This window comes from Peribacillus sp. (assembly GCF_059453735.1).
The window spans coordinates 1-9,042 of sequence record NZ_JAZVJO010000216.1; the positions used below are offsets into that span (position 1 = coordinate 1).

General features: G+C 38.0%; 7 protein-coding genes and 4 tRNA genes. All 11 read left to right on the plus strand.

The window, feature by feature from the left end; genetic code table 11:
* On the plus strand, positions 1 to 1,064 hold a 1,064-nt coding region (locus AC52RT_RS06725), incomplete at its 5' end, for an adenylosuccinate synthase (protein WP_495540031.1).
* 326 nt (positions 1,065 to 1,390) lie between these two features.
* A tRNA-Lys gene (locus tag AC52RT_RS06730) sits at positions 1,391 to 1,466 on the plus strand.
* 6 nt (positions 1,467 to 1,472) lie between these two features.
* Positions 1,473 to 1,544: transfer RNA gene (locus AC52RT_RS06735), tRNA-Glu, on the plus strand.
* A gap of 4 nt (positions 1,545 to 1,548) precedes the next feature.
* Positions 1,549 to 1,625: transfer RNA gene (locus AC52RT_RS06740), tRNA-Asp, on the plus strand.
* Between the two features lie 67 nt (positions 1,626 to 1,692).
* Positions 1,693 to 1,765: transfer RNA gene (locus tag AC52RT_RS06745), tRNA-Phe, on the plus strand.
* 396 nt (positions 1,766 to 2,161) lie between these two features.
* Positions 2,162 to 3,580, plus strand: coding sequence for a M23 family metallopeptidase (locus AC52RT_RS06750; protein WP_495540032.1), 1,419 nt, complete (start codon positions 2,162 to 2,164; stop codon positions 3,578 to 3,580).
* Between the two features lie 263 nt (positions 3,581 to 3,843).
* Positions 3,844 to 4,551 (plus strand): response regulator YycF, encoded by a 708-nt coding sequence (gene yycF / locus AC52RT_RS06755; protein ID WP_040374701.1) that lies wholly within the window; start codon positions 3,844 to 3,846, stop codon positions 4,549 to 4,551.
* A 5-nt stretch (positions 4,552 to 4,556) separates the two neighbouring features.
* Positions 4,557 to 6,389 carry a cell wall metabolism sensor histidine kinase WalK gene (walK, locus tag AC52RT_RS06760; RefSeq protein ID WP_495540033.1) on the plus strand — a complete coding sequence of 611 codons (1,833 nt, stop codon included), beginning with the start codon at positions 4,557 to 4,559 and terminating at the stop codon, positions 6,387 to 6,389.
* Positions 6,386 to 7,702: a YycH family regulatory protein gene (locus tag AC52RT_RS06765; RefSeq protein ID WP_495540034.1), complete on the plus strand. Its 1,317-nt coding sequence runs from the start codon at positions 6,386 to 6,388 to the stop codon at positions 7,700 to 7,702. The genes walK and AC52RT_RS06765 overlap by 4 nt, the downstream gene beginning before the upstream one ends.
* A gap of 2 nt (positions 7,703 to 7,704) precedes the next feature.
* The gene (locus tag AC52RT_RS06770; protein ID WP_495540035.1) at positions 7,705 to 8,502 is read left to right on the plus strand and encodes a two-component system regulatory protein YycI; all 798 of its coding nucleotides are present in this window, start codon (positions 7,705 to 7,707) and stop codon (positions 8,500 to 8,502) included.
* A gap of 5 nt (positions 8,503 to 8,507) precedes the next feature.
* The coding region (locus AC52RT_RS06775) for an MBL fold metallo-hydrolase (protein ID WP_495540036.1) at positions 8,508 to 9,042 on the plus strand (535 nt) is incomplete at its 3' end.

Genomic DNA, 9,042 nt, shown 5'->3' on the forward strand with positions numbered 1-9,042 from the left:
AGGCGCTAGTTAAAGAACTTGCTTATTTACATGAACGCGGCGTGTCAACAGATAATCTTCGAATTTCAAATCGTGCTCATGTTATTCTTCCTTACCATATTAGATTGGATGAAGTAGAAGAAGAAAGTAAGGGAGCAAATAAAATCGGTACGACTAAAAAGGGAATCGGACCTGCTTATATGGATAAAGCAGCTCGTACAGGGATTCGGATGGCCGATTTATTAGATCGTGAAATCTTCGAACAAAAACTAGCTCATAACCTTAAGGAAAAAAATCTTCTGCTTGAACGTATATATGAAACAGATGGCTTTGAGCTGGAAGATATTCTTGATGAATACTTCGACTACGGCCAACAGGTACAAAAATATGTTTGTGATACATCTGTTGTTTTAAATGATTTAATTGACGATGGAAAACGTGTCCTTTTTGAAGGTGCACAGGGTGTGATGCTGGATATCGATCAAGGTACGTATCCTTTCGTTACGTCTTCTAATCCAGTAGCTGGCGGCGTTGCCATCGGTTCAGGTGTAGGACCAACAAAAATTAATCATGTGGTTGGTGTCTGTAAGGCCTATACATCTCGAGTAGGAGATGGTCCTTTCCCTACAGAGTTAGAAAATGAAATTGGTCATCAAATCCGTGAGGTCGGACGTGAATATGGTACAACAACAGGCAGACCGCGCCGTGTAGGCTGGTTTGATTCGGTTGTTGTCCGCCACGCCCGCCGTGTTAGTGGAATAACAGACCTTTCTTTAAATTCAATCGATGTCCTTTCAGGAATCGAAACCGTGAAAATTTGTGTTGCATATAAATATAATGGTGAAGTGATTAAAGAAATTCCAGCTAACCTTAATATTCTGGCTAAGTGTGAACCAGTATACGAAGAACTTCCTGGGTGGAAAGAAGATATTACCGGTTGTCGTTCACTAGATGAACTGCCTGAAAATGCACGTCACTATGTAGAGCATGTGTCTCAGTTGACCCAAATACCGTTGGCAACATTCTCTGTCGGTCCAGACCGTACACAGACGAACATTGTTATAAACCCTTGGCGTATAGTATAAAAAATCATCTCGGGATATTCATTCTGTTTAGGTTTGAATATCCCAGTTTTTATATGACGGGTACTTGATAGTTTCGTATCGATAGCAGCTTTTATTAAGCTATCAATAAAAGTCAAACTAAGATTTGATCTATACTGCTTTATTAAGTTATTTGTACTGCCTAGCATAGAATTAGATCGTTAAAATGACAAAGAAAAACAGCAGTGTAAATAATAATAAAAATTTATTTTAAAATACTATTGCTAAAAACTCATATTCTATGATAATATAAAAAGCGTCGTCATAAAAGAATCTTAAAACAGTGAGTTAGCTGCTGTTAATTGTACGAGCCATTAGCTCAGTTGGTAGAGCATCTGACTTTTAATCAGAGGGTCGTAGGTTCGAATCCTACATGGCTCACCATTTTATGGCCCCTTGGTCAAGCGGTTAAGACACCGCCCTTTCACGGCGGTAACACGGGTTCGAATCCCGTAGGGGTCACTTTGGTCCGGTAGTTCAGTTGGTTAGAATGCCTGCCTGTCACGCAGGAGGTCGCGGGTTCGAGTCCCGTCCGGACCGCCATTTTTAAATGTTTAGCCTATTTCATTGAACCGTTCAGGTTTATACCGAAATGAAATAAAAATAATATGGCCCGGTAGCTCAGTCGGTAGAGCAAAGGACTGAAAATCCTTGTGTCGGCGGTTCGATTCCGTCCCGCGCCATCTCTTAAACGCCTTTAGGGCGTTTTTTTTGTGTTCATGAATATTCCTCTTCTGTCCTTCTTCTGTAATCTTCTTGTCATATTCCTAATTCAACCATTCTTTATTTTTCCAACGGAAACCGGGGTTCTTATTGATAGAAAAACATTTTAAGTGAATTTAACAGGTAAATACATGTAATAAGTAATAAGTGTATTTTGTAACATGATGTCAGTATCTATACATTTTTATTACAAATTCGTATCTCTTTCGGAAAGGTTTCGACAATATGATAGAGTAATGAAGGGAAAAAATGTTGAATGAATCTAGTCATTTATACCTATTTTTTTGAAAGACTTTAGGTTATAAGATATCTTCTTGTCATTTAATGGCTGTTTCTTCAAGGAGGAATAAGGAAAAATGTTCAAGTTATATAATAGATGTACTCTTTTTAAAGGATTACTTGCCGTATGTGCAGCGGTTTTACTGTTTCCATTACATTCATCTGCGAAAGAAAAGGTAACATCAGAAATGAAGACGGTACAGCATGTGTATGTTAATGATGATTTTGTTGGAAGTTTGACTGATGATACAGATTTGCAGTCTAGTTTAGAGGAAAAAGTAGAGGATACAAAAGCAGCATACCCAGATGCCGTCATTAATGCGGATAGTCAGGTAAGGCTCATACCTGAACATATGTTTAAGGAACCTGACCGGGATAGCCTGGTTATTGAAAAAGTCATTCACGATCTCAAAGTCAAAGCGGATGCCTACGAAATTACGATTGATGATGAAGTGGTTGCCTATGTCTCTTCAAAGGCAAATGCCGAGGAAGTAATAAAAAGCATTTTTCTTCAGTATGTGACGGAAAAGGAACTTGAACAATATGAAGCGGGGAAACAAGGGAAAGTAAACGATACACCGGAAAACCGTGTGACAGAGATTCTATTATCAAAATCTCTTGAAAGCAAAGCTGTTCAAATAGATCCGGCTAAACTGATTGATGTTAAAGAAGCAATCAAATTGATTAATGAAGGTACGCATGTCAATGCGGTTTATGAAACAAAGGATCAAGAAACGCTGGCAGATATTGAAGACATTACTGACATTGAAATGACAAGACTGTTAGAATTAAATCCGGATATTAATGAAGAGACGAAATTAAAATCAGGCACAGAACTGCAAATTGAAGTCCCTGTAGCTTATTTAGATATTCGAGTTGAAAGAGAAATTATTAAGAATAAAAACATAGATTTCAAGACTAAAATTATTAAAGATGAACAACTTTATAAAGGTGAAAAGAAAACAGAGGTAAAAGGAAAAACTGGAAAACAGGTTATTACGTATAAAACAATAGAAATAAATGGACAGTCTATTGAAGAAACGATTACAGATGACCGTGTGGCATCAGAACCGGTTACACAAGTAGAGAAAGAAGGAACGAAGGAAGTACCTTCAAGAGGGACTGGAACCTTTGCATGGCCTGCTGACGGAGGTTATATATCCAGTAAGCAAGGACAACGATGGGGCAAACTGCATAAAGGGATTGATATTGCCCGTCCGACTACCAAAAAAATTACAGCAGCGGACAATGGCGTGGTAGAATTTGCTGGCTTAGGCTCTGGGTATGGAAATATGGTTATCATTGATCATAAAAATGGTTATAAAACAACTTATGCCCATTTAGATTCGTTAGCTGTTCAATCCGGACAAGTAGTACCTAAAGGAACGAAAATAGGGATGATGGGGTCAACGGGTCATTCCACAGGTGTACATCTTCATTTTGAAATTTATAAAAATGGAGCACTTGCTAATCCGCTGAATTATATTAAACAATAAGTACTAGATCGAAAGCCTCCGAACCATAGATTCGGAGGCTTTCGACATGTATTATAGAGACTGTATTACCTACTGGAAATAGGTAATAGATGATTTAAAGCCTAGTAAGTGATAAAGTATAATAGAGAATATATGTATGCTTAGGATACCAGTGTACGGTGTTAATAATAGACGGAAATTAGACTAAATCATTAAGCTATTATACTAACGAAGTAGAAAGCTATTTAGATAACAGCTACCATTTGACAAAGGAGAAACAAGAGATGGAAAAAAAGATTTTAGTAGTAGATGATGAGAAGCCGATTGCAGACATTCTGCAATTTAATTTAAAAAAAGAGGGCTATGATGTATATTGCGCTTATGATGGCAATGAAGCACTTAAAATGGTAGAGGAATTACAGCCAGATTTGATACTTCTAGATATCATGCTTCCACAGCGTGACGGTATGGAAGTTTGTCGTGAAGTCAGAAAAAAATATGAAACACCCATTATCATGCTGACAGCTAAGGATTCAGAGATAGATAAAGTGCTAGGTCTAGAGCTAGGAGCAGATGACTATGTAACAAAACCATTTAGTACGAGAGAAATCATCGCTCGTGTAAAGGCGAATCTTCGTCGTCATCAAATAGTTGCTGCGCCAAACCCAGAAGAAGAATCAAAAGAAATCTCTATTGGGCCTTTAACGATACATCCAGATGCGTACGTTGTGTCTAAGCGCGGCGATACAATTGAATTAACACATAGAGAATTTGAATTGCTCCATTACTTAGCCAAACATATTGGACAAGTTATGACACGAGAACATCTTTTGCAAACGGTTTGGGGCTATGATTATTTTGGAGATGTTCGTACGGTCGACGTAACAGTGAGACGTTTACGTGAAAAAATCGAAGATAATCCAAGTCACCCAGGCTGGATTGTCACAAGAAGAGGGGTAGGTTATTACCTGCGTAACCCTGAACAGGAGTAATAACCATGAAAAAGCTAGGCTTATTTCGTTCTATTCACGTGAAGTTTGTCCTTATCTATGTGCTGCTAATCTTTGTAGCCATGCAGATTATCGGTGTATATTTTGTTGCCGAATTAGAAGGTAAATTAAAGGAAAACTTTCAGAAATCAATTACCAGTCATATTAATCTTCTGACCTATAGCATAGGTGAAGAAATGACAAAGGAAAGAACCGAAAGTGATCCTGCGCTTGAAGTCGCAATCAATGGAATCCTTCTAGATAAAAATAATGGCAATAATGATATAACCGAAGTTCGTGTCGTCGAAAGAAGATCAAAGAGAGTGATTGGAACATCGAATAATAGTAATCAAGCACTCGTCGGAAAGAAAACAACTGAACTTCTTGTCAAGCGGACACTTGTAGTCGGCCGAGAGCATAGTGAAATTCAGCGTGACAAGGATACGGGCCATCGCATGTGGGTGCTCGCAACACCTATCACTGAAAATTCGACGGTGATTGGTGTGGTCTATTTAATTGCGGATATGGAAAACGTATTCGAAGAAATGAATGAAATTAATACTATATTTATTACCGGAACAGCTATAGCACTTGTTATTACGGCAATATTAGGGGTATTTCTCAGTCAAACCATTACCCGGCCTATGACGGATATGCGAAAACAGGCAATAGCTATGTCTAGAGGGAACTTTTCTCGTAAAGTAAAAGTGTATGGCGATGATGAGATTGGTCAGCTTGCTGTCACCTTTAATACGCTGACTAAAAAGCTTCAAGATTCCCAGTCCAGTACAGAAGGAGAACGCAGAAAGCTGTCTTCCGTATTATCGTTTATGACTGATGGAGTTATTTCAACGGATCGTCGAGGCCGAGTGAACTTGATTAATGACCCGGCAGCACGTTTATTAGATGTTTCACGTGAAACAGTATTAGGTCAGCCCATAATTGAACTGCTTGGGCTGGAAGAAGAATATACCTTCGAGGATTTACTTGAAGAAAGAGAATCCGTCATTCTTGATTATAGTAAACAGAATCAACCATATGTACTACGTGCTAATTTTTCTGTTATTCAAAAAGAAACTGGCTTTGTTAATGGCTTAATTACCGTGCTGCATGATATTACCGAACAGGAAAAGATCGAGGAAGATCGCCGTGAATTTGTAGCAAATGTCTCTCATGAGCTGCGTACACCATTAACGACGATGCGTAGTTATTTGGAGGCTCTTGCTGAAGGTGCATGGCAGGATGAGGAGATAGCTCCAGCATTTCTAGGTGTCACCCAAAATGAAACAGAGCGAATGATCCGCCTTGTGAATGACCTGCTACAATTGTCGAAGATGGACAGCAAAGATTATCAATTCTCAAAGAACTGGGTTAACTTCAGCACCTTCTTTACAAACATCATTGATCGGCTGGAAATGTCGAAAAAAGAAGATATTAGTTTTAAAAGAGATGTACCGAGAACGGCTTTTTATGTCGAAATCGATGAAGATAAAATCACCCAAGTACTCTACAATATTATTTCTAATGCAATGAAGTACTCCCCAGAGGGCGGACAAATTACCTTTAGAATCCGTGAAGCAGAAGAACAGATTGTGATTAGTATTAGTGATGAAGGAGTAGGGATTCCTAAAAACACTCTTGATAAGATCTTTGAACGGTTTTACCGTGTTGATAAAGCTAGATCAAGGAATGTCGGCGGAACTGGATTAGGACTTGCTATTGCTAAAGAAATGGTCGTCGCTCATGGCGGAAAAATTTGGGCTGAAAGTGTGGAAGGTAAAGGAACGACTGTATTCTTTACCCTACCGTACGAACAGGAACAAGAGGATGAGTGGTCATGAATTTTGAACATGTGAAAAGCATTATTCTGACGATTTTAATTGTCACAAGTGCAGTGTTGACATGGAATATTTGGACGACCCAGCCCGAATATGAAGACATAGATCCCAATGGGTTTATCCCGGTTAAAACAGAAGAAAAAGAAATTAACGATATTCTTAAGTTAAGAGGGATTCTTTTTCATTCAGGCGGTAGTCATTTTCAACTGACCGACAGTGTCGAATTGGATAAATTCCAAGCTAATTTATCTAAATGGACGTTAAATGGTTATAAAGATGTCTCTTCTGAAAAGGCTGGGTCATCTGGAGAATTCAATAATTTTCTGCACAATGAGGCTAATACAGAAATTCTGTTAACAGATGAAGTACCGTTTAAAATTTTTAATATGCTTCTCAATAGTAATGAAAAGGATTTACCGAGCTTTTCATTTGACCGAATTGTTTTTCAAGCGAAAGAGTCAAGCCAAAGAGACTCATCGATTTATTTTGTTTCAACAAAAAACAAGGAAGTTATAGAAAGTAAATTAAATGGAGCGGTTATGGAAGGGTTTTATCAAACCTACTATAAAAGGGCTCAAACTTTACCTGAGTATGAATCGTACAAAGTTAGTAAAGAACGTACATTGTTTATTCTAAAAGAAAAACCGAAATTAGAGAAGCTCATCTATAGTATAAAATACGTGAATTTGAGTAATCTCAAAAAAGCTCTGTTTGATAACCCCTCAGAGGTCCGAACTGATAAAGTGGAGGATGGAGAGGAGTTTTCAGATGACGGCAGCTTGATGACAGTCCGAAATAATTCCTTGATTTCTTTTGTGGATACCATTGAAAAAGGGAATAAGATTAACAGTTTTGCATCAAGTGAAATCATTCAGCAAAGCATAAACCATGTAAATAATCATGCGGGATGGGAAGAAAATCAGTATCAGTTTGCAGGTCTTAACGAAAGTAACCAGAGTATCTTTTTCCAGCTGTATATAGATGGGATTCCAGTATTTAATGAAGTAGGAATGTCTAAAATTGAACAGGTTTGGGGCAATGCCGATATTTATCGGTATAAACGTCCTGCTTTCGCTCTTGATTTTCCTTTACAATCTGATGGTGCGGAGGTTGAACTGCCAACAGCGAGGGAAGCGATAAAGGCGTTGAAAATGAAAGAAGGTTTTCAACTGAGCAAGCTTCAAGATTTAGTCGTAGGCTACCACTTATCGAAACCATCGTCAGATGATAAATTCGTGACACTTGAACCCGCTTGGTATTACCGTTCTGGCGATGCTTGGGCCATCGTTTCGTTTGCTGAACCGGGAGGCGAGTAGGAATGGACTGGAACAAAACGCAAACGCTTTTTATTATTGTTTTTTTAACCCTTGATATTTTTCTGCTCTATCAATATATTGAAAAAAAAGCAAGCTTCAATACGCCTTTTGTAAGCAGACCTTCAGACGTAGAGTTATTAAAACTTGAAGACATTACGTATGATAACCTGCCGAAACATAAACTGAGCGAGAATTATCTTATCGCAAAAAGTAAGGACTTCACAAAAGAAGCAGATAAGCTAAAGGAACTTAAGGATCAGAAAACAACCATTATTAATAAGAATAAATTGACGGGTAAATTTGAAAAAGAGATAAAATTCACTGGCAAAAACACGGCAATGGAACTTGAAACGTTTTTAAAGGAAAATATCCTTTATGGCAAAGATTATCGCTTTTGGTCCCATGATAAAGAAGCTAAAACGATTGTTTTTTATCAATATGTCGAGAATAAGATGTTTTACAACAACAGTAAGGGGAAAGTGACCATTTTCCTTGACGATAAAAACAATATGATCTCGTATGAACAAACGTATCTTGTTGAAATTGAAAAGTACCAAAAAGAAAGAGAACTCCAGCAGGCTGAATTAGCCATTATATCTCTCTATTATAATGGTGATATTGCTCCGAAAAGCGATATTCAAGCAGAACTAGGGTATTATAATTCATTACAAGCTGCTACCGTATCTCAACTATTGGTTCCAACTTGGAGAATTATTGTAAATGGTGAACTTGATCTATTTGTTAATGCATTCGATGGTGAAGTGATTGAGTTAAATACCGAAGAAAAAATACTGGAGTGAGTGGAATGACAATGCATTTTAGTGTTCTCGCAAGCGGGAGTACAGGAAATGCCTTTTTCGTAGAGACGGAGGATCAATCCTTCCTAGTAGATGCCGGATTGAGTGGAAAAGCATTAGAGGGTCTTTTCAGCGATATTGGACGTGATATGTCCAAGCTCTCAGGCATTCTTGTTACTCATGAGCACAGTGATCATATTAAAGGACTAGGCGTAGTAGCGAGAAAACACAAACTACCTATTTATGCGAATGCAAAAACGTGGAATGCAATGGAACATAATATCGGACAGATTCCGATTGAACAAAAGTTCCATTTTGAAATGGAACAAATTAAAACGTTTGGCAGCTTGGATATTGAATCATTTGGAGTATCGCATGATGCAGCTGAACCGATGTTTTATACCTTCCATCATGATGGCAAAAAAGTCGTTTTAATAACGGATACCGGTTACGTAAGTGATCGAGTAAAAGGGATCATCTCAAATGCTGAAGCATATATTTTTGAAAGCAATCATGATGTTTCTATGCTAAGAATGGGACGTT